At 50.7% G+C, this 26,710-nt stretch carries 20 protein-coding genes and 2 pseudogenes; all 22 read right to left on the reverse strand.

Annotation, left to right across the window (positions count from 1 at the left end; translation table 11 throughout):
• Positions 1-17: 17 nt before the first annotated feature.
• The gene (locus VSQ30_RS02160) at positions 18-791 is read right to left on the reverse strand and encodes a class B sortase (protein ID WP_334461666.1); all 774 of its coding nucleotides are present in this window, start codon (positions 789-791) and stop codon (positions 18-20) included.
• Positions 788-2,677 carry a SpaA isopeptide-forming pilin-related protein gene (locus VSQ30_RS02165; RefSeq protein WP_334461667.1) on the reverse strand — a complete coding sequence of 630 codons (1,890 nt, stop codon included), beginning with the start codon at positions 2,675-2,677 and terminating at the stop codon, positions 788-790. Before VSQ30_RS02165 ends, VSQ30_RS02160 begins: the two co-directional genes overlap by 4 nt.
• 19 nt (positions 2,678-2,696) lie before the next feature.
• Positions 2,697-6,389 (reverse strand): VaFE repeat-containing surface-anchored protein, encoded by a 3,693-nt coding sequence (locus tag VSQ30_RS02170; RefSeq protein WP_334461668.1) that lies wholly within the window; start codon positions 6,387-6,389, stop codon positions 2,697-2,699.
• A complete protein-coding gene (locus tag VSQ30_RS02175; protein WP_334461670.1) occupies positions 6,365-7,693 on the reverse strand; it encodes a relaxase/mobilization nuclease domain-containing protein in 1,329 nt (442 codons plus the stop codon). The genes VSQ30_RS02170 and VSQ30_RS02175 overlap by 25 nt, the downstream gene beginning before the upstream one ends.
• Complete coding sequence (locus tag VSQ30_RS02180) at positions 7,662-7,997, reverse strand: plasmid mobilization protein (RefSeq protein WP_334461672.1); 336 nt, start codon at positions 7,995-7,997, stop codon at positions 7,662-7,664. The genes VSQ30_RS02175 and VSQ30_RS02180 overlap by 32 nt, the downstream gene beginning before the upstream one ends.
• Before the next feature lie 127 nt (positions 7,998-8,124).
• Positions 8,125-8,412: a hypothetical protein gene (locus VSQ30_RS02185; RefSeq protein ID WP_334461674.1), complete on the reverse strand. Its 288-nt coding sequence runs from the start codon at positions 8,410-8,412 to the stop codon at positions 8,125-8,127.
• Between the two features lie 45 nt (positions 8,413-8,457).
• Positions 8,458-9,018 carry a DUF3849 domain-containing protein gene (locus VSQ30_RS02190; RefSeq protein ID WP_334461675.1) on the reverse strand — a complete coding sequence of 187 codons (561 nt, stop codon included), beginning with the start codon at positions 9,016-9,018 and terminating at the stop codon, positions 8,458-8,460.
• Positions 9,019-9,234: 216 nt separating this feature from the next.
• Positions 9,235-10,014 (reverse strand): helicase, encoded by a 780-nt coding sequence (locus tag VSQ30_RS02195; RefSeq protein ID WP_334461677.1) that lies wholly within the window; start codon positions 10,012-10,014, stop codon positions 9,235-9,237.
• 137 nt (positions 10,015-10,151) lie between these two features.
• Complete coding sequence (locus VSQ30_RS02200; RefSeq protein ID WP_502876171.1) at positions 10,152-12,014, reverse strand: recombinase family protein; 1,863 nt, start codon at positions 12,012-12,014, stop codon at positions 10,152-10,154.
• Between the two features lie 54 nt (positions 12,015-12,068).
• Positions 12,069-12,260 (reverse strand): stage II sporulation protein R, encoded by a 192-nt coding sequence (locus VSQ30_RS02205; protein ID WP_334461679.1) that lies wholly within the window; start codon positions 12,258-12,260, stop codon positions 12,069-12,071.
• Positions 12,261-12,331: 71 nt separating this feature from the next.
• On the reverse strand, positions 12,332-12,562 hold the full coding sequence (locus VSQ30_RS02210; RefSeq protein WP_334461681.1) for a YdbC family protein: 231 nt from the start codon (positions 12,560-12,562) through the stop codon (positions 12,332-12,334).
• Positions 12,563-12,605: 43 nt separating this feature from the next.
• Positions 12,606-13,460, reverse strand: a complete 855-nt coding sequence (locus VSQ30_RS02215) for a ParB/RepB/Spo0J family partition protein (protein ID WP_334461683.1) — start codon at positions 13,458-13,460, stop codon at positions 12,606-12,608.
• An 8-nt stretch (positions 13,461-13,468) separates the two neighbouring features.
• The gene (mobV, locus tag VSQ30_RS02220) at positions 13,469-14,434 is read right to left on the reverse strand and encodes a MobV family relaxase (protein WP_334464776.1); all 966 of its coding nucleotides are present in this window, start codon (positions 14,432-14,434) and stop codon (positions 13,469-13,471) included.
• A gap of 434 nt (positions 14,435-14,868) precedes the next feature.
• Positions 14,869-15,843, reverse strand: coding sequence for an AAA family ATPase (locus tag VSQ30_RS02225; RefSeq protein ID WP_334461685.1), 975 nt, complete (start codon positions 15,841-15,843; stop codon positions 14,869-14,871).
• Positions 15,844-15,994: 151 nt separating this feature from the next.
• Positions 15,995-16,468 (reverse strand): RNA polymerase sigma factor, encoded by a 474-nt coding sequence (locus VSQ30_RS02230; protein WP_334461687.1) that lies wholly within the window; start codon positions 16,466-16,468, stop codon positions 15,995-15,997.
• Between the two features lie 68 nt (positions 16,469-16,536).
• Positions 16,537-16,980, reverse strand: coding sequence for an RNA polymerase sigma factor (locus VSQ30_RS02235; RefSeq protein WP_334461689.1), 444 nt, complete (start codon positions 16,978-16,980; stop codon positions 16,537-16,539).
• 537 nt (positions 16,981-17,517) lie between these two features.
• Positions 17,518-18,018, reverse strand: a complete 501-nt coding sequence (locus tag VSQ30_RS02240) for a YbhB/YbcL family Raf kinase inhibitor-like protein (RefSeq protein ID WP_304973044.1) — start codon at positions 18,016-18,018, stop codon at positions 17,518-17,520.
• Positions 18,019-18,042: 24 nt separating this feature from the next.
• Entirely contained in the window at positions 18,043-18,204 is a 162-nt protein-coding gene (locus tag VSQ30_RS02245) for a cysteine-rich KTR domain-containing protein (protein WP_168356794.1), read from the reverse strand.
• Between the two features lie 411 nt (positions 18,205-18,615).
• Positions 18,616-19,596: pseudogene (locus VSQ30_RS02250) on the reverse strand (serine hydrolase domain-containing protein); the annotation flags it as partial.
• 24 nt (positions 19,597-19,620) lie between these two features.
• Positions 19,621-20,193, reverse strand: a complete 573-nt coding sequence (locus VSQ30_RS02255) for a TetR/AcrR family transcriptional regulator (protein ID WP_334461690.1) — start codon at positions 20,191-20,193, stop codon at positions 19,621-19,623.
• A gap of 142 nt (positions 20,194-20,335) precedes the next feature.
• Positions 20,336-20,710 (reverse strand): TnpV protein, encoded by a 375-nt coding sequence (locus VSQ30_RS02260; RefSeq protein ID WP_334461692.1) that lies wholly within the window; start codon positions 20,708-20,710, stop codon positions 20,336-20,338.
• Positions 20,691-25,955: pseudogene (locus tag VSQ30_RS02265) on the reverse strand (helicase-like domain-containing protein); the annotation flags it as partial. The pseudogene VSQ30_RS02265 and the gene VSQ30_RS02260, both read right to left, overlap by 20 nt.
• Positions 25,956-26,710: the final 755 nt, after the last annotated feature.

The following is a 26,710-nucleotide window of genomic DNA, read 5'->3' on the forward strand; positions in this document are numbered from 1 at the left end:
TTCCCACAGCCCTAAAGCTATTCTTTAACTGCTATCACCGCCAACCTTCCGTTTTTCTGTGAATATTCGCACGTCACCAGCGTAAGCAGCTTATCCCCCGGCCCGATTCCCACGGCTGTGTCGTAGAGCCGATGCGTCGTTATTTCCTCCACGGTCTGGCTGTCAACGTCCATAGGCTGAAAGATACTCCACTCACCAGCCCTGTAGCTGCCCTTCACGCGCAGCACAGCCGCTATGCGGTAGCTTTCCACCCCTGACGGAGTTTCAAAAACCACTTCCTTGTGGGCCTGCCAATACGCCTTGTCCTGGTACTTATGCAGGCAGGAAAACATACTGCCGTCGTTCATGTGGTGGCCGTATACCAGCAGATTGCCGCTGTCCAGGCTGCACCTGGTATCCAGGAAAGGCAGGCCATAAATGTCATACTCGCGGGAAAAGTCATGGTCTAAGTAGAATTCGGGTTTATCCTGGCTCTGCATAACGGGGAAATCTATAGGCGTACCGGGGATAGACACCCAGCCGATGCAGTCCGGGTTTTCTTCCTGCAACGCTGTGAAATCGCGTAATACGGCTGGCGGCTCCTGCGCTTCTATATGGTTTTCCGGCAAAGAGGTTTCCTGCGGCCCTTGCCCCATATCCGTAACAATGGGGCTTGCCGCCAGCCTGCGCAGGGCATCCATTTTCAAATCCTGTTCCTGCCCCTGCCAGTAGAACCCTGCCAGCCACAACCCCGCACAAACGGAACCCCCCAATAAGGCCACGGCAAAAATTGCCGCCAGGGCCTTTCTCATTTCAGCCCCCTGCCGCGCTTGCGCTTACGGAGGAAAGCAGCGATGCCCGCAGCCGCGCCAGCCAGTACCAGCGCGGCCCCGCCCACATAGGGCAGTAGAGGTAGTGTCCCGGTAAAGTCAAGTTTTGTGCCGCTTTCCTCCCGGATTCCAGGCAGATAGGTTTCCGCCCGCACCTTCTGCAACGGCGTATCGCCGCCCACAGAAAAAGATATTTTGTCCTCCCCGTCCTTTGATTTTATCCGTAAAGTATATTCCCCTTTGGGAACCCGGATAAAGCGGCGGGGGCTTTCCGCTGTAACCCAGCTTGCTAATTCGTCCCCGTCCTCGCTGCAAAGAACCGCATCGGCACCTGCAACGGGGCTGTCTGTGGCGTTGCTGTAGACGGACAAATCCACGGCAATATACGGGCAGGTGACGGTGAAATCCTCCTCCATGCCCGCCGGGATTTCGGTGGGTATTTTTTCTGTAGAGTAGCCGTCCGGCACTTTGACAGGTACAGCTATAAGCTCGGTGGCAGGCGCTTTTGGGAAGCTGGCCCGCCCCTGTTCATCCGTCCGTGCGGCCTGCAAAGCGGCGCTTCTCTTATAGGGGTCCTGGCTGATTTTCTCTGTCTCCCGCTGATTATGGAGGTTAGAGAGCGACTGGCTGATGTCGGCGGGGTCGGCTGTGCTTGCAGGCACGGGCATATCCTCCATAGGCTCAAACAGGCCTACGGTCACGCCGGGTACAGGCTTGCCGTCCGTGTCCAGTACAATAATAGCCAAATTCCGCTTATCAGCTTTGACTTCTTCGGGTTCTGCGCTGGGTTCGACTGTAGGGGCCGGGGTGGCAATGGGGTTCACGCTGGGAGGGGCTTGTGTAGCCGCTGGCGTGGGAGCAGGCGTGGCGGCGGGGGCCGCTGTTGTGCCCGCGCTGCCGGAAGCCCCGCCCTGGCTGGGGGCCGGGGGAGTGGGCGTGGGTTTCGGCACGGGCTTCTCTGCCAGATACTGCGTGAGGTTACAGGCAGGCTCTTTCAAAGTGTAGGCGATATGTACCGCGCCGCAGATTTCCTCTTCGTCTTTTAGGTGGTTGATTTCTTCCTGCGCGGCCCGCAGGGTCACATAATCGAAGGATTTTTCCGTGCCCGGTTTACCCAGGGAAGCCCCAAAATTCTCATAGGTTACGGTAACGCCCGCAATCTGCTTTTCATTTTCAGCGGCCAGCACAATGCCGGGGGAAAAAGGGCCGGCAATCAAAGCCCCGTTTTCCCTTGCCGCGATTTCCCTGCCCCCGCTGGTGCGTATCTCCTTATCGCCGCCGGAAACAGTAAGGCCCGTAACCGTGAATTTCACACTGGCGCTGGCAGGCCGGAAGCCTTTGGGAACAGCCGTTTGGCGCAATTCGTAGGAGCCGGGGGTAAGCGAATCAAGGGAAACCATACCCTTTGCGTTGCTTTCCACGCTGGGGTTTACAATACGCCCGCCGCAGTACAGCGTATACTTTGCGCCAGGGACCGGCTTCAAGGTGCGGGCATCCTTTACGGCCAGGACGGCGCTGCCGGTGGCCGGGGCTATGTCCAGCGTGTCATAGACTGCCAGGTTTACCTCCTGGCTGACGCTTTCCCCGTCACAGGTGGCCCGGATTGACTGGCGGGTGCTGGTATAGAGGGAATCAAACAAAACCGCCCCGTCCTGGACGGAAAGGGAAAAGGCGGGTTGCCCCGCCTCCACTTCTGTAACATCCTTTTCCATGTCAATTTTACCTGCGAAGGTCTGGCCCGCTTCTTCCCTGTAGAAAACCTGGTGGGGTGTGGGCGTACCTGTAGCTTTCGCGGCGCTGGCCGGGATGGTACTGGTAAAAAGCAAGGCCCCTGCCAAAAGGGCAGAGGCCAGTTTTCTTTTATTCATATTGAATTTAACCTCCTGCTTACTTTCTGCGCTTTTTGACAAGGTAGGCAGTCAAACCGCCCGCTCCTGCCAGCATACCCGCCATGGCAAGGCCCACGAACCAGGGGTTTGCGCGGGTATCACCAGTCTTGGGGACGCTGGTGGTGGGGATATCCGGAGTTTTCTTCTTGTTCTCCACGGTGATTTTTGCCTCGATGCTATCCTCCCCGATTTCGATTTCTGTTTCTTTATTATCCAGGATATACCCCTCCGGGGCATAGATTTCCTCCAAAAAGTACTTGCCCCAGGGCAGATTGTCAAAAACCAGTTCGCCGTTCTTGTCGGTTTTGCCGTCTGCTACCACCTGACCGTCTGCGTCCTTCAGGCAGAAGGAGGCCCCTTCCAGGCGGGTGTCCGTCCCGGTTTCCACCTTGACAATGCGCAGGGAGCCGCGCTTGAGCTTGTTGTGAAACTCAACCACGGCGGGTTCGCTGCCGTTTTCTACGGTGACAGTCTTGCCGTTCTCTATCACATAGCGGGAGGTGGTATCGTTTTCCACTTCTGTGATGGTGTACTCACCGAGGGGCAAATCCTGAATGTAGATTTCGCCCTGGGCGTCCGTTTTGAAGGTTTCCGCATAATCTTTGCCCGTCACCAGGAAGGAAATGCCCTCCACCATGTTGTCCTCGGCGGTTTTCTTGATGAGAAGCCCGCCCTTTGCGTTGACGGTGACAGTCTGTGCCTCGTCCTCGATATCCGCATGAACAGCCAATTCAAGGCCATCTTGGTATAGCGTCTCAAAGACCACGATGCTCTTGCCCGCCAGCCCGGAACAGTCAAAAGTAAACGATACTTCAACAGTACCATTTTCTTTTTCTGCCGTAAACTCTGCGGAGGAGGTGATTTCCTTACCGTCCACCAGCAGTTTCTCATTGGTAGACTTGTCCATCAAAACGCCCGTGACATTGTAGGTTTTGCCAACGGTTAAACCTGTGTACTCCACAGTGTCTATGATGGTCACTTCGCCCAGCGGGTCTGTGACCTTGTTCCCGTCGATGGTGGCGGTAGTCTTGATGTCGGGCTTGCCAAAATCAACAGTCTGGCCTTCATCGTCAATATCGGCGTGAACAGCCAGTTCCATATCATCCCGGTAAAGCGTTTCAAACACCACCACGGATTTCCCGGCCAGACTGGAGGCGTCGAAGGTAAAGGGGATGTCGATGCTGCCCTCTGCCTTGGACGCTGTGAAGGTGGCTTCGGCGGTGATCTCCTTCCCATCTACCAACAGTTTTTCCTTGGTGGATTTGTCCATGAGGGTGCCGGACAATTTGTAGGTTTTGCCAGGGGTAAGGCCAGTGTACGTTACTATGTCCACGATGGTGACTTTGCCCAGCGGGTCGGCGGTCTTTTCACCATCGACTGTAGCAGTAGTGCCGATTTTGGGGTTACGGAAAGTGATGGTCTGCCCCTCGTCCTCTATGTCGGCATGGCTGGCAACCTCGCTGCCGTCCTGATACAGCGTCTCGAACACCACCACAGCCCGGCCTGCCAAGGCGCTGGCATCGAAAGTGTATTCCAAATCGACAGTGCCAGCTTCAGATTTCGGCGTAAACTCTTTTTCTGCCGTCACCTGCTGCCCGCCGATTTCCAGCGGTTCACCTGTCGATTTGTCTATAAGTACGCCGGATAATTTGTAGGTTTTGCCCACAGTCAAGCCAGTGTAAGACACAGTATCCACCAACGTCACTTCGGCCAGCGGGTCAGCCACTTTCTCGCCGCCGATGGTAGCAGTCGTGCCAATCTCCGGATTGCCCTCAAACTTATCGTCAATAGTGCCCAGCTCGATTACGGTGCTGTCGCGGGTGATGGAGATATCGGGCACAGTCACCAGTTCATACCCCTCGTTGCCGGGGCAGCGGAGTTCTTCAAGCGTATAGTGGTCAAAGGGCAGGGCGCAAAGGCCGTCTTGCGTCTCCACCATCCAGTCCTCGGTGGTGAGGCCGAACCAGGTGCCTGCCAGGTTATCGGTTTCCTCGGTATCATCGTTTCCGTTGGTATTCTGGCTGTGGGGGTTCCAGGCCGTCTCTGTCCTGACCTCTCCATTTTCGTCGGTGACAAGAATATGGCTCTCGCCGGTGGTCTGGCTGGTGAGCTTGAACAGCACATTTGCGAACCTGTGCATATTGTCCTCGCCCACCTTCACAAAGCGCAGGTCGCCGCGCTTGACCTGGTTGTAAGCGGCGTCGCCCTCCCGGAACTCGGTAACTTCACCATCTTTGCGGACGGTAAAATCACGCACCTTTTTGTCCGTCCAGAGGTAGCCGGTTCCCGGCTTGGATTCCACTAACGTGTATGTCCCATAGGGCAGCGCCCGTGCGTCACTCTGCGCAATACCGTCCTTGACCTCGATAGTCAAACACACAGACTCCGGCTCATACAAAGCGCCGTCCACATAGACGGCGTTACGGCTCTTGTTGGTGATTTCAAACAGGGTGCCGTCCAAGGACGCGCCGCCCAAAGGCGTCAACAGCCCGGATTCCAGGTCACGCTTTTCAATGAGGACGCCGCCCCGGACTACCTCATTCTCCGCTACAAAGCTATAGACTTCATGGTGTTCAGAAACAATCACCGGCTGGTCGGGGGCCGTGTTCAGCATGGATTCATTGGTGGCGGATTCATGCAGAAGGTATTCGCCGAAGGGCAGGGCATCGTTGGCCGTGCTGGCCTTTCCCTGGCTGTCGGTAGTCAAGGTGAGCACTACCTCGTCAGGCGCAAAGCTCTTGTCATTTACTATGACGGGGTTGCGGCTCTTATTGATGATTTCAAACTGTATGCCGGAAAAATCCGCGTCGCCCTGTGGGGTTGCGCCTGTGATGGTGTCCCGCTTTTCCACAGATAAGCCGCCCCGCACCACGTCATCCTCGGCGGTCGCGGGGTACACCTTTTTGTTTTCGCTGATGGTGACAGTCTGGGGCCGGAAAGTGAGCAGCATATCGTCCTTCGTGGGGCTGGCGTGTTCCGGCAAAGGCAGGGCGACATGCCCCTGCTGGAGCCTAATCCGCTTGATCCGCGCCCGCACGGATTCCCGCCTGCCATCGGTATTCGCTGACACGCTCACGGACGGAACGACGTTCACGGGCAGCACAGTAGGGTTTACAGCTTCCTCCCGGCCCTGCTGCCTGTCCATAAATTCAGCCATAAAATCAGCGTTCCCGGCGCGGTTGCGGCTGCGTATCTCATCCTCTGTCATGCTGTGTATCTCCTGGGGCGTGGCCTCCCTGGCCGATTCCTGCCTGTAGTCCTTTGACTGCACCACGGTCAGATGGTTTACCTCTATAATGTGGTTGACGATTTCCGCCTGGTCGCGCCCGCAAAAAATAGTGAACACCCTCTCGCCGGGGGCGTTCACTTTGTCCATAGTCACGCAGGCGTATAGAACGCCGCAATCCTTAGCAGCCTGTTGAAATTTGCCGTAGTCCTTTTCCATGATGTCAAACTGCGCGAAGCCCTTGCCCCGCTGCAACAAATTTTCAAATTTCACAGCGCCCTTTGTGCGGTACTCCTGGTGCTTGAGCGCGGCGAAGATACCTGCCAGCGCCGCGCCGCCGTGGGCCGCGCCCGCCACCAGCTTGCCGCCGCCCGCCAGCAGTTCCTCTGCCAGACGGAAGGTGTAGGTGATGCCCTTGTACGTCACCCGGAATAATTCATCTACTGCTTCTGCCGTTGTGTCCATGTGTGCCCCCTTTCCTGTGCCAGCCGCTCCCGCGCCGCCACTTTTTCCCGGCGGGTTTCCGCATCCACCACACCGCTGCGCTTCCTGATATCCGCGCAGAGGAAGCGTTCACGGTACAGGGGCCGCACCTGTTTTTCCAATTCTTCAATTTGCTTTTTCAACGCCTGCCTTTCTTCATCTGTGATATCCTTTTTTAGCGTCCGTTTCAAATACCATTTCTTTTTATTGAGCGTATGGATTTTCTCATCCAGTAATTTTTGAAAGGACTGCAAATCTTCCTGGGTGTCGATTTTCTCCCGCGCCAGCAGCCTCGCCTGCGCCGAGTAGCGGTTCAGTTTGGCAGCCTCTTTGCGCAAATCAATACTTGGATAGCGTGGGTACGTCTGCCGCTGGACGCTCCGCAAAAGATAGCGGTAGTGGAGATAAGTAGCCCGTAGGCTCCGCATGGTGAGCCTACGGGCAAAGTACCGGGTGAACCGCACCTGATAAAAGTGAAATTCTTTTTGATTGTTCCATGCACCATAAACTTTGCTGGGTGCGTGAGCCTTGCTCTTTTCCTCTATCCTGCGCCGGATATCTTCCTCTGTGTACCCCCTCTTAAATTTGTAGAGCCGGAAAAAGCCGTGCCCCTCTGGTGCAATAGCTGGGTGGGCTGTGTCCCGCTTGACACGGTACCCCATTTCCGTTAAGATATGATAAAAACCCTCCATGTCACGGGCAGCGCCCACGGCCCGGTCGATGTCCTCATACATGGCAGAGTGGACGGTGGGGGACGCCTGCGGTTCCCGGTGGTGCTGGGCCGGATAACTTTCATAGCGGGACGGCTCTGCCTCCTTTATAATAGAAAGGCCGTACTTCTGGCAGAGGGCATCAGACACTTTGCGGATATGGTTTTCATAGAAACTGTTAGGCTGGTGGAATTTCTTACCATCCGCAAAGGAAACAGAATTTAATAGTATGTGGTTGTGGATGTGTACTTTGTCAACGTGGGTGGCAACCACAACCTCATACCTGCCCCCAAACAATTCCCGCGCCAGTTCCACGCCGATTTTGTGCGCCAATTCCGGCGTGACCTCCCCCTCTTTGAAACTCTGTTCTAGGTGATACGCCAGCCGCCCACCCGGTTTACCAAAACGCTCTTTGGTCTTGCGCATTTGGCTGGTGGGAGACTGCCAATCGCAGAAGGGTATAAACAGGTTCACCCCCGAAACCAGCCTGCCACCCTGGGTCTTGTCCGGGTTCATCACATAACGGACGCAGCGGGCCAGATGGTCAGTCACCGGCCATATCTTCGTCTGTGCCATCCGCTGTCCCCACAACGGCGTTCTCAATGCGCTTCAGCGCATCCCGCAGCTGTGCCGCGTTCTCAAAGTAAGCCGCCTCGTCAATCAGCCCGGTAGCGTTTGCCACAAAAGCAAGCTGGTTCAAGTTGTTGCCGATTGCTTTTATCTCCCGCGTCATGGAATGGTAATCGGCTGGGGGTGATTCTCTGGGCTTATACCCATTGATGATTTGCCGGACATAGGCCGACATGGTAAGCCCGCAGGATTTCGCCCGCTTCTGTAACCGCCGGTGCTCCTTTTCCGTCAAACGGAAATTAAACCACATTTAATCCTCCTTCCCAGGGTCTTAGGGGCAGCGCCCCTAACCAACTGCATTTGTGTAGACGTTTGTGTATACGAGCGTGTATACAAATGCGATGCTGGCTCGTCTTTGAACCGGGGGGCCCCCGGTATCAAAGACCTGTCGGCCCTTCGGGCCTGCTTTCGTCCTCAAGGGGCGCTTTTCCCGGCTCCGGCTGTTGCTTTCTCAGCGTAGCGTCAATGTATTTCCGTATGGCAATGGGGACTGTTTTGCGGTATAACTGCTCTACAGATTCCACCATACAGCGCTCCAAATCCTCGCCGTTTTGCTCCAGATAGAGAGTAAGGGCCTGGGATTTTTCATCTGGGAAGGGCAGGGCAAGGTTCAAGATATTTTCCCGTTTTGCTATAAAATTCACCTCCCCCCTCAAAATTGGCATGAAAAAAACCACCCAGGGGGTGGCCGTACAAGGGGTAGGATGTGTTCAAAGTTCAAAACCATCCCCCCTTTCCTGTGGATGCTTGGCAGGCTTTTTATGGGCTTGGGGGGCTTTATCCTTCTCCAAAACCTGTTTGCGGAAAAGGGAAATAAACCCGTCCAGTATGGCAGGGTGGGCGGTTGCCATGCAATAGTAAGGCTCTTTTCCTATGCAGGACGTGTCAACCGTCCTTGCCCACTCCCGGTTACGGGGCGAAAACCGCAAGTCCCATTCCTTGTGCTTGACAGTGCAGGCCAGTACCAGCTTTACCCGCTCCGTGCTGAATTCTTCCAGCACCTCCCGCACAGCCTCCTGCGGCAAGTGCATCCCGTCAAAGTGCTTGCCAATGCTCTCATCAATGGCCCTACCGCAAGCTTCAAAGGATTGCCGGGACGCGAAATAAGCGTCCCTCTCGCCATGTTCTATGGCATATTGGGCGCTCTGGCGGTAGATGGGCGGCTCCATGTAGAGCTTTGCGGCTTCCTCAATGGCCAGCAGTTCGGCCTGATAGACATCCTGTTCCGCTTTCATTTCCTCGTACAGTTCTTTCCGAATCTGTTCTTCCACAGCATCACTCCTTTCTAAAATACGCATAGAAAAAGCAGGACTCAAATATGGCCCTGCTCCCTCTACACTTTTCTACAGTACCTATTATAGCAGAAAAAGTTATCCTTGTCTTATCCTCTTTTCAGAGGTGTATAAGTGCCACAAATGGCTTTCCAGAGCCATTTTTCATTTTTTATTACTTGGAAAATTATCCTTTGGCTTTTTTCTCGCAAAAAACTACAGGACAATCACTTCCTCCCGTTCGCTTTTTTGCGGGGAAACAGTTGATTCCTTCCTGATCTTTTCTTCCAACTGCAGCACCCGGTCAAGCTCCGCCATGCGGGCCAGCTTGTCTTTCAGCTCCTGCTCTTGGGTGAAAGGCTTGCCTAATTCCGCTTGGGCAAGGATGATTTGCTGCTTGATATTAGCGAGTTCGCCCCGGGCTTTTTCCAATTCAGTGGGCAACCGCGTCAGTGCATTTTCGATTTTCATGATATTCCCCATGCCAGAATCACCCGGTTCTATGACATAGGTGAGCTTGCCCTTTAACAGAAATTCCTTTTCATCAAGGAAAGTACGCCTGCGGATGCACAGCGAAAAGCCCCGGTATTGGCCGATTTTTTCCGCCGAACCTATCTCAAACCCGGCAGCGGCTTCCATCAGCGCGGCCCCGGCATCCTTGCGCTCTGTATAGGTTTTGCCGCAGATTTCCATGCCCACAAAGCCCTCCGCAGGCTGGGGATGGGCATCCGCTGTGGCCATGTCCTCCTGCAAACATTCTATGCGCCACTCGGCGTCCGACTGCTCCTTGGGCAGAGACAGCCGCACCCTGTCCTCCAAACGGTACTGCTGGCTGCGGTGGCTGGCCTGCAAAATTTTCAGCTTTGCCACGTCCACGTCCAGCTCCATGCGTTCCTTGATACGGGGGTCTCCCGCGCACAAAGCCTTGACTTCCGCGAAGTCCAGAGCCGTACTGTCCACGTCCTCGCAGGAGCGCACAGGGGATTTGGAGGTCATGATCTGCCCAATAAATTCCTGCTTTTTCTGTACAGTTTGCCAGAGGTAAGAGTCGAACGTATTTTCTGTAACATAGCGATATATGTGTACTGTGGGGTTCTGGTTGCCCCTTCTTTTGATGCGGCCCTCCCTTTGGGTCAGGTCAGTCGGTCATTTTTTGCGGACAGTTCAATACAATCCTGTCTGCTTCGTTCTCTGCTCCTACGTTTCGTTTCTGTCCCTTGAGCCTTTCTTATCTTTTCCCTGCACTCTGGACAATACTTCGATATTGCGGAGCGGGGGACGTATTCAACACCGCACACTGTACAATTCTTAGGCTTTAATACTGTCCACCGTTTTGTGGGTGTGATATGTAATTCACCGACAAAGCCGATGAATTTATAGTAAATCTTGATTTCCTGCTTCACTGTTCCGTCTGCTGACTTCTCACGCTCCGAAACAAGTATCTTGTCTATCAGTGCATTTATGACTGTTGCGTCCAGTTCTTTTAAGCCTTGATAATTACGGATAAGGGAGAGGAAGTCACGGATTCCCTGCGATTTCTCATAGCTTTCGTTGAGCGTTTCCGTTACTTCCCTCAACCGTGCTTCGATTTCAAGCTGTTCTTTCTGGTATTTTCCCGACATCATCTCAAAATTCCGTTCGGTGATTCGCTCCATGACCTTATCCTCATAGAGAGAGGAAAACAGCCTGTCAAGCTCCGCAAGGCGTTTGTTCAGCTTCTTTTGTTCTTTCTCCATTGCCTTTGCCTTGCTCTGGTCTGTTTCCGTGAGCCGCTTCTCAATCGCCCTTACCGCCCGTTCGTCATTTACCGCCATATCCGCAAAACGGTTGATGTCGGCAAGGACAGCGTTGAATAAGTCCCTCGCTTCAATGGAGTGTGCGGTACACATCGTATTGCCGTATCTGGCGTAATTATTACAGGAATATTGTACGCAGTCAATGACATCTGGGCGTTTCCTCCTGTTGGCGTTCATCGCTCGCAACGCATAGCCGCAGTCTGCACATTTGATTACGCCTGCAAAGATATTCTCAAATCCCCCTGCGTTCTGTTCCCGCCTGCGGCTCGTCATAAGCTGTTGGACGGTATCAAATTCCTCCTGCGTGACTATCCCCTCATGGGTGTCGGGTATCACTTCCCATTCTTCGGGCAGCTTAGAGGGGCGTTTCTTGCTTTTCATGTTGGCGGCAATCCGCTTATAGCCTGCAAGGTTTCCCGCATAGATAGGGCTTCTTAAAATGCCCCTTACGCTGTTCTCGCTCCAGATATAACGGTTTTCTTCCTTATCCTCAAAGTACCGTTCATAACCTGTTGCCCCCTGCTCCGCTGCATAAGCGGCAGGGCGTAGGATGTGCTGTTTATTGATGTGCTTACGGATTTTAGAGATTCCGTTTCCTGCAAGTGCAAGGTCAAATATCTCCCTTACCACATGAGCAACCTTATCATCAATCAGCAGATGGTTGTGGTCGGCGGGGTCTTTGACATATCCGTAAGGTGCATACGTCCCCATGAATTTCCCCTGCTGAAACCTCGCACGGTACGCCGATTTTATCTTGACCGACACATCGGCGGAATACATTTCGTTTAGGATATTGCGGAATGGGGTAATGTCCATCGCCGATTTATTGAGCGTGTCCACGCCGTCATTGACCGCTATATACCTCACGTTATGCTCTGGGAAAAAGACTTCCAGATATAAGCCGCAGTCAAGGTAATTCCTCCCCAATCTTGATAAATCTTTTGTAATCACGCAGTTTATCAGCCCGTTTTCAATGTCTTTAAGCATTTCCTGAAAGGCTGGTCTTTGGAAATTTGTACCAGAATAACCGTCGTCCACATACGTTTTTACCAGATTCCATCCCTGCTTTTTCACATAATCAGCAAGAATAGATTTCTGTGTGGCAATGCTCGCGCTCTCGTTCTCCGTGCCATCGTCCTTTGACAAGCGGCAATAATCGCCGACATTATAAATCATATTTCCCGTTCTTATCCCTGCCATACTGTTAAACCTCCGTCTTTGCTCTACTCAATTTCATCTTCCATTGCGTACATTCTAAGCGGATAACCCGTCATTGTCGAAGGTGTCATCTTTGGCAATCCCCCTCCGTATATCCTCGGAGATAATCGGGATAAATGCTTCGGCAACGGTCTGTGTGCCGACATATTCCCGACTGATAATTACCTGCACTTTTGCTTTTGGTACAATACGTTTCCTCTTTTTGTTCGCTGTCTTATCCTCGCCCATATTCAAATCTCCCTTTCCAGACAGGGCAGAGGGAGTATATAAAATCCCCCTGCTCTGCCAATCAGACACCATCAATCGCCGCTGTTCAATTCTTTCTGCAATGCTTTAAGGAGTGCCGCCGCTTCATCGGCGGTCAACGTGATTCCCTTTCCGCACTTCTCACGGTTGGGGGAAAAGCTGCGGATGTCATACTTCGGCTCTTTCCCATTCCATGAAATCAAATTGATTTCCTTTGTGTAGCCGCTGTCGCTTGCCGACAGCACGGCGATTTCCTTTACAATCTCATACTGGATTTCTTTCATTCCCTACCTCAACTTTCTGTATTTACCTCCCGAAAAGAGAAGGTTAGCGGCTGTCCCTGTTCCGTTTCCTCTGCAATTCACGCTCCAAAAGTTTGATGATGGTGTCCTCCATCTGCTTCGGCGTTGTGCCTTTCGGGAAGTATTTCTTTAACCTCTCCATGCCGATTTTCACGGTTTCTTTCTGGTTTCCCTTTTCCTCGGTCATAATGGAAAATATCATATCCATGTCAAGCCGCCCGCTCTGGCTTAAGGTTTTCATCCGCTGTGCCTGTGAGAGTGAGGGTGTTGCTTCCTCGCTCTCCATTGTGGCGAATAAATTTTCCTGCTCGTCTTTCTTCAAAAAAGACAGCTCCACCGCAGGCGTGAGGGCGATTTTCCCCTCGTCCACCATCTGCAAAATCGGCGGTATCAGCTCCGTCAATCTGATAAAACGCTGTACGGTCATCCTGCCAACGCCGAAGCCCTGCGCCACCTTATCGTCCGTCCGCAACTTCGTCCCAACTTGTGACGAGGTTAAATCCGTGCGGAATCCCTGCCGCTTCATGGCTTCGGATTTCATCTTGTAGGCAAACGCCCGCTCGCTCGGCAGGATATTTTCTCGTTGCAAATTGCTGTCCACAAGGGTGATGATGGCTCGGTCACGGTCTAAGGGCAGGACAAAAGTGGGGATTGTGTTTAACCCTGCAAGCTCCGAAGCACGCACACGCCGCTGTCCTGCAATGACCTCATAACCGTTCCCGTCCTCTTTCGGGCGTGTGATGATTGGCGTTACGATTCCAAATTCCTTAATGCTTTCCGCTAACTCTGACAGCATTTCATCCTCCACCACATGGAAAGGGTTGTCGGGAAATGGGTATAAATCTGCGGTCTTTAATACCTTAAAATCCTGTTTCTTCATTCACATTCCTACCTTTCTTTCGCTCTGTTCCGATTACTTTTCTGCAATTCTTCCAATACCTCTGGCGGGATTTTGGAGAGCAGCCGCCCCATCTGCTCGTTGGTTCTCTGCAACTCAAATATCCTCTGGTTGGCTTTCTGTACCTTTAGTTCCTGCTCGTACTTTTCATCACGCATACGCCCCGCATAATCGGATTCCTGCCCGATTCTCTCTTTCAAGCTGTCGATATACGCCTGCTGTTTGCCGATTTCCTTAGAGAATTTCTCCACGTCTGGAAGCCATGCGGAGAGCAGTTCTAACGCCTTATCCCTTTTCTTGCCAGCGTTAAAAGCGTTGATGTCGGAGAGGGCAGATACGATTTCTTCATACTGTTTATCCAGTCTGCCGCCCAGTTTATAGAGCCATGTGGGAATATGCTTGCGCTTCGTTTCCATTGAGGATTGCCCCCGTTCAAGCTGATTCCACCGTGCGGACATCCGCTCATGGTAGGCGGTCTGCCACTCGGAAAGGCTCTTTTGGTTGCCTAAAATTGACTTTGCTGACAGCTTGTTGTCGGGCGTAAGCGGCACAAAGCATAGGTGCATATGGGGTGTCCTCTCATCCATGTGGACAACTGCGGAGAGGATATTTTTCTTCCCCACACGCTCCGAAATGAAGTCAAGAGCCGTCTGGAAATACGCTTTTTGTTCTTCGGGCGGCAGGCTGTTCATAAATTCGGGCGAAGCGGTGATGAGCGTTTCCACCATCATCACGCTGTCTTTCCTCGTCCTGCACCCTGCTTCGGCTACCATTCGGTTTATCTCTTTTTTGTAGGTGTAACGGGGCGGCTTCACAAGATGGTAGTTATCTTTGGAGCGTTCCATATCAATATCTGGGTTGCTTTTATAGGCTTCTTTCTTCCGCTCGTTGTGGCGTTCGCAAGCCGCAACGCCGCCTGCCTTGCGTTTCTGGAAACGCAGGATTGCATAAGGCATGGCAGGATTCCTCCTTTCTTTCGGCGGGTAATCTGTATGCGTGACGGTCATGACGATGATGACGGTGATTTTGGGATACCCCCTCATAAGAGCCGTAACCGTCACGCCGACATTCTTTTATCCGAAGCGGAAAGCGTAGGATAAGCAGGGCAAAGCCCTGCCATAAGGGAGTCCAGAGGGAACGTCTGGCACACGACTTTGCAGGGCAAAGTGTAGTGTGTTACACCCTGTAAACGCAGTCGGAAAAATCAGAAGATTTTTCTGACCGCAGGGGTGGCATTACGAGCCGAAAAGGGCGAGTAATGCCCACGCCTGCATTTTGCGTTTACGGGGTGTTCTCCCGTAGGGATGACAGCGGCGGGGGTATCCCAAAAACACCGTCATCATCGTCATGACCGTCACGCAGTGGGCAGAGCCGCCGGTTCTGCTTAAGTCTAAATGTCGTTGATAACAGCAAGGAAAATCATCCGCCCGCTGCTCCTGCGGCTGAAATCATAGCGGATATGGTTTTCAAGCAGGAAATCAAGGCGGTACTCGTTCATCCACTTTGTCAAAACATTCGCCGCTGTCCCTGTTTCCCCCAGAGCGTCCAGTAACTCGGTAGCTGTGCCAGTCCATTCCTCCCTGCCCTGCATGAAATCCACTAACCGAAAAAGAATATCTGGTATCGTTTCTTTGGCAAGCTGTTCCTGCTCCTTACGTTCCACCAGTTCCCAACTGCAATCACGGAAACGGAGCTTAAACTCCTGATAGGGCGTGTCCCTGCCCGTCACATACAGCTTGGCGGCATTGGACGCACGGCTTTCCTGTTCCAGGACAAAGGTTGCGTCCGCACTCCCCGTCAATCCCGTCGTGCCAGACACCTTGTTGAACACGTCGCTGTCATTCTGCTTTCGGATGTGGTGGACAACTACCACCGCCAGAGAATGCCTGTCTGCAAAGTCTTTGATAAGGGAGATGTCCCCGTAATCGCTTGCATAGGCGTTGTCTTTGGAAGCGGTGCGGACTTTCTGCAAGGTGTCAATGACAATGAGACTGCTGTCTGGATATTCTTTTAAATAATCCTCTAGCTGCACGATAAGACCGTCTGACAGCTTATCGCTTGCCACCGCAAAGTGAAGCCGCCCGCTTGCTTCGTCCGTCAAACGGAACAGCCTGTCTTGTATGCGGCAGAACGTGTCCTCCAGACAAAGGTAAAGCACATCGCCCTCCCGTGTCGGCATATCCCATAAGGGGATTCCCTGCGACACGCAGAGGCAGAGTTTTAACATGAGCCAGCTCTTGCCGATTTTCTGTGAACCGCAAAACAGGATTAAGCCTGTGGGTATCAGACCGTCCACCACAAAGGACGGTTTTTCAAGCGGCTCATAAAGGAGCGTGTCGGCGTTGACTGTCTGTAACTTCTGCATGAGATTTCTCCTTTCGGGCGGTGTCTTTGGTTTTGTTGCACATAGGCATGACCTCCTTAAAATAGATTTACTCCCACAAAAAGAAGTGAGAGTATGTAATGCCGCCAGTCCACGCCGATAAAAAGCGGATTTCTTTTTCGGGCAGTAACAGTTAAGGTTGGAGATACTTCCTCATTTCTGACTTAACTTTCTCCCTTGCAACTGAAACGGACTTCTGGATGGCGGAAGCGGTGCAATGCTCCATCTCGGCGATTTGGTAAAAGTTGAAATCATACTCGTAGTACAGCAGGAAACGCCGCCTCTGTATCTCTGGCAGTCGGGCAACCGCTTTAGCAAATATTTCATTCCTCTCTTTTTCAATCATTCTTTCATCAAGTGTCTTAGGCACCCGCAAAGCACGTCTGTAAAGCGTTTCGTCCCATACCTCGTTAAACTCCCTGTGCCGCTGATTCCATTGCTGAAGATTCCTGTTCCTCCGTTCCATCTGCCGAAATTCAAGAAAGAGCTGTTCTGATACTTCCAACTCGTGAGATTCCCCCTGCCCGTCCTTAAAGCTGATAGAATACCTTGTGCCGCCCTCGGCGGCTTCTTCTTTTAGCGTATATGTCTTTGCCCCGTATGCCATTTCCTTTCCTCCCGAAAAAAAAATTGAGTGAGAGGATTGCCCTCTCACCCAATAGCCCGTGGGGACGCTTAAATTTCCCCGAAAGGATATAAAATAGGCTTTAATTTTTTACGGAGCCTTTCAAGGCGTTTATAGACCGCTCTTTCGGTAAGCCCTGCCACCGCCGCAATCTCCCTTGTGGAATACCCCTGCATTTTCAGCAGGAGAATGAGCAGGGTATGCTTGTCCACCGTAAGCAATACCTGATACAGTTTCTCGTCCTCAATCTCGTCCAGTAAGTCCGCAACGGTATCTGGCTCTGCCTGCGGTTCTGTATCTGCCATTCCCTCAAGGTATTCCCCGAAGTCGCTCGTCCATCGGTAAAACCGCCTGTTAGAATTAAAATCTGCCCTGTCCGCAATGCGGATTTGCTCAATGACCGCTTCATCAACGCCGCACTCCCGCAGCACCTTTTCCTCGGCTTCTTTCCAGATACGCCACTTCCTGTCCTCTCGTCCGTGGTTATATGCCATTTCTTATTTCCTCCAATCTGAATTTTGAAAATGTAAAATCCAGATGGAGAGGTGGCGAACGACAGCTAACAGCGGAAACAGCCCTGCGGCATATTCCGATAAAAAACGACAAAAGAAAAACCGCAAAGGTTCTGTGACCTCTACGGTTATAGGAGATACATATTCTGTTAAGTGGAGATTCTACTTCTGGTTTCATGGTGAGAAGTAGCGTTGCATGGGCAGGGATTTTTTTAACTGGCTTCCTGCCATTTCCCGACATGCTATGTATAAGTCAACTCTGCCTTTCATAAGCAGATAGATTACTGCCCGAAAAAAGGACATAAAAAAACCTCCAAACTTTAAAACAGGTTTGGAGAGTGTCTGTTAAGTCTTTTCGGGCATAGCAATACCGCCCACCACACGCCGTTTTTTTATATGGTGGGCGTTTGCCTTAAAACCTTATGAAATAAAGTAGAGCCAATGAACTGTGACTACTCACTTGTTCATCGGCTCTGCGTCTTTGCGTCTGGCTCTTTTATCAACGTATTCCATGCTTATTTATTCAAAATACCCATAAATTCTTCCTTTCTGAATAATATGGCGATTAGCCTTACTCAAAACTTTTCGTTTGAAAGAAAAGGGGGACAAATCAAGTTTACAATCTAATACATAAACAGTAAAGCAATACTTGTGAGATTTTCCTTTAGGCGGTTTCGGTCCTGCATAACAATGAAAGCCATACCCAATTCCTTGTATCGCACCTTGTAATGAAGATATTGATTTCCCTGACGGAATTGCTTTTATAATTTTATCTGTTGCAGGAATATTCCAAATAATCCAATGCGTAAATCCTTTTATCGGATGGCTCAAGTCCTCAAGCGTAATCATCAAAGTAACTGCATTTGTATTTAGATTCCGAATGATAAATTCTGGTGAAATATCTTGCCCTCTGCCTGTATTCTCAATAGGGAATTTTCCACCATCATTTAACCCTACACATTCAAATTCAAGAATATTACTTTCCATATCATTTTCTAACCTTTCTGTTTTTGATTTCATTCTTCAGCTTCACTTAGTATCCAATTACTTGATAACGGTTATTTGCAAATCCTTTACTTCTATCAAACTTTCATGTTTACATTTCGGGCAGTAAAGGGGGAAATTCTTCAGTTCTGTATCTTCTTTTATCCTGTTTCGAGTTTTATTTCCACATACGGGACAACGTATCCATTCAAATTTTTCCATTTTCATCCTCCAATGTATCCTATAAAATATCTTGTATAATCCTACTGAAAAAAGCAAACTTGAACTTACCAACAAAACAACACATACGTCTTTTACAAAATACCATATCACCCATATTGGAACACCAATCATTTCGGGCAAGCAAAGTAAAAGTAGCGGTAATATACCATGTCTTATAATATCAAAAGCGGTCAACGGTTTTGTCCGTTTCTTTTTCTTCCATTTTTTTATTGTTGCTATTGGATATACTGCTGTTGTTAATAACGCAAAATATGCCACATTCAGCAACAAATGCCTTACAATATATGGGTTGCCAGATATTTTATATTGCTCTTTACCCAAAATAGCAAATATCACATTTTTGCTTATAATATCTGCTAACTGATTGGTAACCAGATAGTCATTCATATTAATAAGAATGACGATTCCTAATCCGCTTTCTGGTAGCAACAACATATTTGAAATATAATTCTCAACCAATCCAGAATGCCCCAATACAGGCTCTGTATATTCTTCTGTCAAAGTCCATCCCATTCCGTAATAATAGGGCGTATTATCATCTACATATACATTCTCATAAAACATAGTGTTTAAGCTGTCTTGACTGATAATCCCCATTCCCCCGTTTAGATACATCTGCAAATACTTTGCCATATCTGATACGCTGGAACTCAAATAACCTGCTGGAACGGTAGACCACGAATGTTCATCGGGATAGTCTGGCTCCCCTGCAATCGGAAACCCAAAATAATTTCGATACCCTCTGATTAATCCATTTTCTTTACTTTGTTCAAATGTCGCCGCCGTGTGTTCCATATGTAGCGGCAGAAAAATTTTTTTATTCATATACTCAGAATAACTAACTCCACTGACTGCTTCTATAATCTCACCCAACAAGCCATAATTGATATTTGCATATTGGTGCTGACCGTAACTCTCTGTTATTTTTGCATTGCCAAAACGCTGATATGTGCCTAAGCCGCCTGTCTGGTTCAAAAGCTGTCTTACCGTGATTTTATTTCCATCTGATTCATTTATAAAATAAGCTGAGGGGGCAATATAAGCCGAAATTTTTTCGTCTAAATCAATTTTATCTTCTTCCACAAGCCGCATAATGGCTAACGCAGTAAATGATTTGCTTACAGACCCTATAATAAAAGGTGTATCTATGCTTTTACAATTTCCATAAGTTTCAGCAAGCAGAACTTCTTTTGAATCTACAATGGCAACTGCCATTCCCGGGATATGTAATTCATCCAGTTCCCTCTTTAATTGGTTGTCAATATTATCATATTTTACATTTGTGTTTGCCAAAGCTGTATTATTTCCAAATGTGATGGCATAAGCCAATAATATCATTACGCAAATAGCTTTTTTAATTTTTCTTTTCATATTTTTTGCTGATATGCCATTATGCTACCATTTCTCCTCTATTTTTTTCATCCCTTCAATCAAAATATCTATTGACAAATTAAAACTATCTTCTATTGACTGTACATTTCCAAAGGCACGATGATTTTCAAGTAATGCAAATCCCTCTAAAAACCCTCTAAACATTCTAACTAAGTGAGAGCAATTATCTTGCGAAATATTCAGTGATTTAGTTATTTTGAAGAATACCGAAAACATCTTTGAAGTTACTTCTCTGGTCTGTTCATTTTCAAATTGGTTGTACCAAAGCATAGCACTGAAAACTCCTTGGTTTTCTGTTGCATACTTATGAAAAGCATGGCACATAGCTCTAATTGCATCATATCCAGTAAGTCCTATTACAGCTTGGATAATTCTATCTTCCATTTCCTTCCACCCATAAAGCATAATCTGCTGTTTTAGGTCATCAAGTCCATCAACATGATTATAAAGTGATGGTGACTTAACACCTAATTGTGCTGCGAGTGTTTTCAACGAAAGATTTTCTATGCCCATTTTATTCGCTATATATGCAGCTTCTTTGATAACCAATTCTTTATCTATTTTTGTTTTAGGCAAAATAGCACCTCCCACATACTTAATCAGATTTATATTTTAACAAATTAGATTAGTTAAGTCAAGGACTATCTCATGCTACACCATTTACTATAACCTTGTTATAAAAAGGCGATAGAGCTTCTTATACTCCATCGCCATTCTATTATGCGTAGATAATTTCCCTATTCACAATCTCTCTCGCATACGCCCTTATGTTATTGAGCCGCCCTGTCCATTCTAAGGCGTTTTCTTCCTTTAGGCGTTCCGTTATGCCCTGCGCCTGTTTCATGCCCTCTATGAGCCTTTCAAAGCGTTCCTGCGCCTGTCTGTCAATGTCGGCAAGGTATGTATTCAGCTTGCCGCTTGTAAGAAGATTGGTGTATGTAACCTTGCGGTACTGCTTCAGATAGTCCAGATGTCGCTGTCCCCATATGCCTATTGGCTGTTCTTCTTCGGCGGGTACAGTTAAGCATGGTATTAAGTAATCACCTTGCCTTTCATATTTGCCGCCCAGTTCCTCAAATAATGATTTTGCCATTGTCTGTTACCTCCACATTCTTTTTTATTTTGAATGTCCGCAAAATCCGTCCTACATCACGGGGACGCCATGGACAATCCAAGTTGTGTAATGCGATGAGTCTATCCTGGCAATTCGTCCCGGCCCCCATCTTCTCTGTACTCCCTAATAATATTCGGATTGTACCGCTCCTCACCTTGGCAAAGAGGGCTTTTTTCTGCACGTCAGAGTTAGCATCATGGATAAAAGCAATCTCATTTTCGGGTATCCCACGGGCTACCAGCTTGGCCTTTATATCGTCGTAAACGTTAAAACCACCGCCCTTTTTTGGCGTGGAGGAATCACAGAACACCATTTGTGTAAGTCGATTTTCCATACCGTCTTGCCAGATTTTCACGATATTTTCCACGCACATATTGAGTTTAGAGCCTGCCGCGTCCCCGGCGGCGGGGTCAATGAGCCGCTGGTCTAAGCCCAATTTCCTACCGTCATTTGTGACTACAAGCATGTTGTCCTTGTCGGCGTCCACCAAATGATTGTGTATAGCGGCAGCCCGCTCTGACAGCTTTTGCAGGTAGGCAAGCTGAAATTCCGTGGGTTTTGCCACTTCGTTATGGTAGACTGCCTCTGGAGTAGGAAGGTTTAACTGGTCAGCCGTCTTGATGTCCGCCACTTCATGGAAAAGTTTCATCAGCTCCGGCAGGTTGTAGAATTTTGCAAACCGTGTGCGTTGGCGGTAGCCTGTGCCCTCCGGGGCAAGTTCCATACTGGTGACTGTCTCCCCGAACCGGCTGGCCCAGGAATCGAAGTGGGCCATGCCCATTTTCTTGAGGGTTTCGTACTGCAAATACCGCTGCACGGTGTACATTTCCGCGATGGAATTGGAGATGGGCGTGCCCGTGGCAAAGATAACGCCCTTGCTCCCCGTAAGCTCGTCCAGGTAGCGGGTCTTGGCAAACATATCGCTGGCCCGCTGGGACTCAGAGGCGGAAAGCCCCGCCACATTCTGCATTTTCGTTACAAAAAACAGGTTCTTAAAGGTATCACTTTCGTCTACAAACAGCCTGTCCACGCCCAATTCCTCAAAGGATATCACGCTGTCTTTGCGCTTATTTGCCCGCAGCTTTTCCAGCTTCACTTCCAGGCTTTTCCGGGCGCGCTCCTTTGCTTTCACGGAAAATTTTTCGCCATTATTGGCTTTTAACTCCTCAATGCTGTTTACGATTCCCCTGATCTCCCTCCTTATGAGCGCTTCTTGCCGTTCTGTGCTGATGGGTATTTTCTCAAATTGGGAGTAGCCGATGATCACGGCGTCATAGTCTCCTGTGGCGATGCGGGCGCAGAATTTTTTGCGCCTGCTGGTTTCAAAGTCGCGCTTGGTGGTCACCAAAATGTTGGCGTTGGGGTAGAGGGACAGAAACTCACTGGCCCATTGCTGGGTCAGATGGTTGGGCACCACAATCATGGATTTATGGCACAGCCCCAGGCGCTTCATCTCCATAGCGGAGGCGGTCATTTCAAAGGTTTTCCCAGCCCCCACACAGTGGGCAAAGAGGGTATTTCCGCCGTAAACCGCCCTTGCAATGGCATCTTTCTGGTGCTTTTCCAAGGTTATTGCCGGGTTCATACCCGCCAAAACCAGATAGTCCCCGTTATACTCACGGGGCCGGATGCTGTTCATTTCTTCGTTATATTTGCGCACCAGCGTCTGGCGGCGGTCTTGGTCACGGAAAATCCAATCCCCAAACGCTAGTTTAATCATCTGCTGCTTTTCCTGGGCCAGCATGGTTTCCTTGGCGTTGAGTACCCGTTTTTCCTTGCCGCCTGCGTCCTCCACGGTGTCAAAAATACGGGTGGTGCGCAGGTTCAAGGCATCCTCCAGAAGCCTATAGGCGTTGGCGCGGCTGGTGCCATAAGTGACATAGGCCGGGATATCTGTCAACGGGACACTGGTTTTCCCGCTGATATTCCACGTTTCTGCTGTGTGTGAATGCCTGACGTGGATATACTCCCGTACATATTGAGGCGTATCCAGCAGTTCCAGCATGAATTGCTCATAGTATTCCGGGCCGATCCAGGTAGCGCCTAATCGCACGTCGATTTCGGAGGCGTCCAAGTCTCGGGGCTGGGCAGCGGCAAGGGCATCCACGTTGGCGTGGTATTCTGGATGGGCAACAGCCGCCGCCTGGGCTTTTGCTAATTTCACCCGCACATTGCCAGACAAATATTCATCCGCCGTTACATATTGGGGTGGTTCAAGCAGCGGCACACGGAAAATCTGCCCCTGCAATTCCCGGATAATTTCCTCCTTTGCCTTGCCCGTAAGCTGCGCCATGAAAGGCAAATCCACCTTGGCCCGCTCGCCGATAGATACAGCCAGGGCCTCGGTGGCGGTATCAACGTGGGTGATTTCAATATGTGGCTGGATAGTGCGCTTTGTAAACATATCCGCTTTTCGCAGGAAATGCCCCTCATCGTCCAGCACTTCCAGGGCGCAGAGCAGGTAATAGCTGGAATCCTGGGAGAAAGCCAGGCGGTTGCCACGTTCATTGATCAGGCCGAATTTCCTGGAGAAATCATTGTAAAGGCGGTCAAGTTCAGCCTGTGTTTCCCGGATGCCTCCATCAGAAATAAAGCCGTCTAACTGCTGGCCAATGAGCTTTTGCACACAGTCCCGCAGGCCCAACAGCCCCTTGACGCGCTGGGCGGCGGTCTTGCCCAGCACCTGCTTTACCATGATGGAATCCTGCCGGTAGTAGATGTCCCCATTTTTAATGGTATAGGAAAAGTTCTTCACGTCAGGGTCCGCGGGCAGGGTTTCTGTTGTTGCTTCGCCATCCTCCAAGTCCAAATCAGGCGGCTCTGCCTCTTTATATTTACCTTGAACATGGGTGATGGCGGTGGCAAGCTGCTGAGCCAAATCACCCTCGGGGAAGGGCACCACAGAGTATTCCTGCCCGCCGTACTGGCTGCTTGTGGCCTGCTCCGTGCCCAGCACCATGTGGGGGTTATCGAGAAAATATTGGTTGATACGAAAGCCCAGCGGGGTCTCCCCGGTATCCACCCAGGACGGGGTTTCTATGGCGGGGGCCTCCCGCTTTTGCAGGAAAAGGATATCTTCTATGACTTCCGTGCCTGCGTTGGCCTGGAAGGTATTGTTTGGCAGGCGGACAGCCCCCAGCAGATCGGCTCGCTGGGCCAGGTATTCCCTGACTTTGGTATCCCGGCTGTCCAGGGTGTAGCGGGAGGTCAAAAATGCGACAATACCGCCGGGCCGCACCTGGTCTAAAGCCTTGGCGAAAAAGTAATTGTGGATGGAAAAACCCAGCTTGTTGTAAGCCGGGTCATGAACCTTATAGTTGCCGAAGGGCACGTTGCCGATGGCTAAGTCGTAGAAATTGTGGCGGTTTGTAGTCTCAAAACCAGCCACGGTGATGTCGGCCTGGGGGTAAAGCTGCTTTGCTATCTGCCCGGTGATGCTGTCCAGCTCCACGCCATAAAGCCTGCTTTTGGACATGTCCTCTGGCAGACAGCCGAAGAAATTGCCCACGCCCATGGAGGGTTCCAGGATGTTGCCGCCCTGAAAGCCCATGTTTTCCAGCGCCTGATACATGGCGCGGATCACGGTGGGGATGGTGTAGTGGGCATTCAGTGTTGAGCCACGGGCCGAAGCATATTCCTCTGGTGTCAGCAGCTCTTGCAGTTCCTTATATTCGCCTGCCCAGGCGGGCTTGTTTTCGTCAAAGGCATCGGAGAGGCCACCCCAGCCCACATATTTAGATAGTATGCCCTGCTCCGCCGGCGTGGCCTGCCGGTTTTCAGTTTGCAACTGGCGCAATAGACGGATGGCATCTATATTCATTTTATAATGCGCCTTTGCGCCGCCCACGCCTAGGGCATCGTCTGTAATGCGGAAATTGGGTGCGGGGATGGGCTTCTCCTGCCCTGGGATGTGCAGCTTTTCCAAGATAATTTCATAGGGCATGTTGTTCTTTTCTGCCGGGTAAACCGCTGCGATAGTGCTGGTATATTTCGGTGGCTCCTTTGCCGGAGGGGCAGTTTCTAGAACAATGGGATTGGGCAGGGCAGTTTCCCGGGCAGCGGCCTCCTGCCCAAAACCATCTAACCCCCGCTGCCACAGGCCCCGGAGTACGGATGTAACTGTCTCCCAGCTATAGGTATGCTTTGTGTCAAATTTGTCATGGATGTTGATTTCAAAGCCATCTTTAGCAGCGAAATAATCGGCTTCCTCCCCAGTAGCCAGGGTAACCGTCTCTGCCGAGCCAGCATAGATACCGGCAAGGTTTTCCGCAATTTTCTTGTTGCCCTGCCCAGACTGGAACCAGCCGGAGAGGGCATCTTTATTCTGTGGAGACAGCATCCCCTCCTGGCCTGCAAGCGCGTCCCGCAGATCGTCCATGTCGGCCATATCCGCAGAGGGGAGGTAGTCTGTGATGAAGGTGTTGCGCTCGTCCCGGCACAATAGCTGCAAAAAGCGTTCCTTGGGTTCAGCCCGTAGGATGGGGTAGGCCAGCGCGGGGTCTTGCAGGTGCACATCAAATAGGCCGACATCTTCAATGACAAAGGCGGTATCATCCAGGTAAACGGTGTCGCCCGTCTTATAGGCGGGGGTCTGCGGGTCACGAGACGAAGGGTAGGTGATAACCCCTTTCTCCTCTAATTCTCGTGTGACAATGGGCGCCAGCTCATCTTCCTCAAAGTAGTACCAACCAAAGTCACACCCGCCACGGGCAAGGGTTTCCGGGGAAAGCAAACCGGCGGCATCCTGTTCCCTTATCAGGATGCCCCCATGGCCTGCTGTGCTGATTTTATATACCCCACCCGTCAATTCCCTGCTAGCCTGCACCTCGCCCCAGGGGGAGTGCTCCCCCTCCTGTGCACCCCAGGGCGGGGCTTCATCCGGGTAGTCTGGAATAAAGCCCGGTTCCTTATGCAAAGGTTCTTGCACAGCTCCTGCCCCTATTTCCATCTGGACAGGCGGTGTAATTTCCTCTGCATAGAGTGCCTGCCCGGCCTGTTTCTGCGCACCTTCATCAGGGAAATCCCCAAAAGCCCGCAGCCATGTTTTCTCCCGGAGGTCATAGACAGCAGCGCCATCGTACTGGAACCCATCATCCAGTTTGCCGTTGATGTAGGCTTGCGCCACGCTCTCAGCTTCCGCCATGGTAGGGTACTCCAATTTTTCGTCAAATCCATTTTCAAGATGGTGATAGACTACCACCTGATAGCGGGGCTGTGCTTCCTGTTCGCGAGCATAAAGCGCGGGGTACGTTTCCTCCCACACCTCCCGGTGCAGGCGGGTATGAAACTCTGCTATGTCATAGTAGAGCTTTGTAAACTGCAAATCGCTGGCCGTTGCCGCAAACCGTTTTATGGCGGCGTCGCACTCCAGGTGGGCGCTTCCCTCATCCGAATTGCGGCAGGCGTTGCAGTAGGCTTCATCCTGCATGGCAGCGGTCACTACCATGGACTTGTACTGCCCGTACAAATCCTGGACAGTAGGAGCAACCTCCAGCTCATCTGCTGGTTGCTCCAAATACCGGCTCTCCAAGATTTCCTTATCCTCCGCAGAGAGAAAAGCATCTTTCGCAATCAGTTCCTCTATACGTTTTCGCACCGCGTTCCACTTTAATTCAACTGTGGCGTATGGCTCCATGACGCCACCATGGCTGAAATCTATCCCCTTAGATGTATAGACAATATTGTCATTACCGCCATGAAAGCCGGAATATACCCCATGCAAATCCCGCAGATACTTTTCCCGCTCCTTCTTGTCCGGGTGGGTTTCAAAGAATTGGACAATACCCAGCCTGTAATCGTGCCGGTCGGCATCTTCCCGCAGCAGTTTGTCAATCTCATCCTGGGAGATAAAAAGCCGCCGCTGGGGGGTGAAATCCTCGGCGGCGGTAAATTTTACTGGTGTAAGCTGTAAATCTTTTAAGCCCTGCAAAATTTTATCTGTCCTGTGATAGCGGAACCGTAGCAAGTCCCGGTCGTGGG

It is taken from the genome of Acutalibacter sp. JLR.KK004, assembly GCF_036941085.1.
Taxonomy (GTDB): Bacteria; Bacillota; Clostridia; order Oscillospirales; family Acutalibacteraceae; genus Acutalibacter.

Excerpts from the sequence above, each read along its gene's own strand:
- VSQ30_RS02225 (WP_334461685.1), bottom strand. The coding sequence starts at position 15,843 with ATGCAGAAGTTACAGACAGTCAACGCCGACACGCTCCTTTATGAGCCG.
- VSQ30_RS02215 (WP_334461683.1), bottom strand. The coding sequence starts at position 13,460 with ATGAAGAAACAGGATTTTAAGGTATTAAAGACCGCAGATTTATACCCA.
- VSQ30_RS02260 (WP_334461692.1), bottom strand. The coding sequence starts at position 20,710 with ATGGCAAAATCATTATTTGAGGAACTGGGCGGCAAATATGAAAGGCAA.
- VSQ30_RS02170 (WP_334461668.1), bottom strand. The coding sequence starts at position 6,389 with ATGGACACAACGGCAGAAGCAGTAGATGAATTATTCCGGGTGACGTAC.
- VSQ30_RS02240 (WP_304973044.1), bottom strand. The coding sequence starts at position 18,018 with ATGAAATCAAAAACAGAAAGGTTAGAAAATGATATGGAAAGTAATATT.
- VSQ30_RS02245 (WP_168356794.1), bottom strand. The coding sequence starts at position 18,204 with ATGGAAAAATTTGAATGGATACGTTGTCCCGTATGTGGAAATAAAACT.
- mobV (WP_334464776.1), bottom strand. The coding sequence starts at position 14,434 with ATGCCTTATGCAATCCTGCGTTTCCAGAAACGCAAGGCAGGCGGCGTT.
- VSQ30_RS02180 (WP_334461672.1), bottom strand. The coding sequence starts at position 7,997 with ATGTGGTTTAATTTCCGTTTGACGGAAAAGGAGCACCGGCGGTTACAG.
- VSQ30_RS02230 (WP_334461687.1), bottom strand. The coding sequence starts at position 16,468 with ATGGCATACGGGGCAAAGACATATACGCTAAAAGAAGAAGCCGCCGAG.
- VSQ30_RS02160 (WP_334461666.1), bottom strand. The coding sequence starts at position 791 with ATGAGAAAGGCCCTGGCGGCAATTTTTGCCGTGGCCTTATTGGGGGGT.
- VSQ30_RS02185 (WP_334461674.1), bottom strand. The coding sequence starts at position 8,412 with ATGCCAATTTTGAGGGGGGAGGTGAATTTTATAGCAAAACGGGAAAAT.
- VSQ30_RS02175 (WP_334461670.1), bottom strand. The coding sequence starts at position 7,693 with ATGGCACAGACGAAGATATGGCCGGTGACTGACCATCTGGCCCGCTGC.
- VSQ30_RS02235 (WP_334461689.1), bottom strand. The coding sequence starts at position 16,980 with ATGGCATATAACCACGGACGAGAGGACAGGAAGTGGCGTATCTGGAAA.
- VSQ30_RS02165 (WP_334461667.1), bottom strand. The coding sequence starts at position 2,677 with ATGAATAAAAGAAAACTGGCCTCTGCCCTTTTGGCAGGGGCCTTGCTT.
- VSQ30_RS02195 (WP_334461677.1), bottom strand. The coding sequence starts at position 10,014 with ATGACCTCCAAATCCCCTGTGCGCTCCTGCGAGGACGTGGACAGTACG.
- VSQ30_RS02210 (WP_334461681.1), bottom strand. The coding sequence starts at position 12,562 with ATGAAAGAAATCCAGTATGAGATTGTAAAGGAAATCGCCGTGCTGTCG.
- VSQ30_RS02205 (WP_334461679.1), bottom strand. The coding sequence starts at position 12,260 with ATGGGCGAGGATAAGACAGCGAACAAAAAGAGGAAACGTATTGTACCA.
- VSQ30_RS02200 (WP_502876171.1), bottom strand. The coding sequence starts at position 12,014 with ATGGCAGGGATAAGAACGGGAAATATGATTTATAATGTCGGCGATTAT.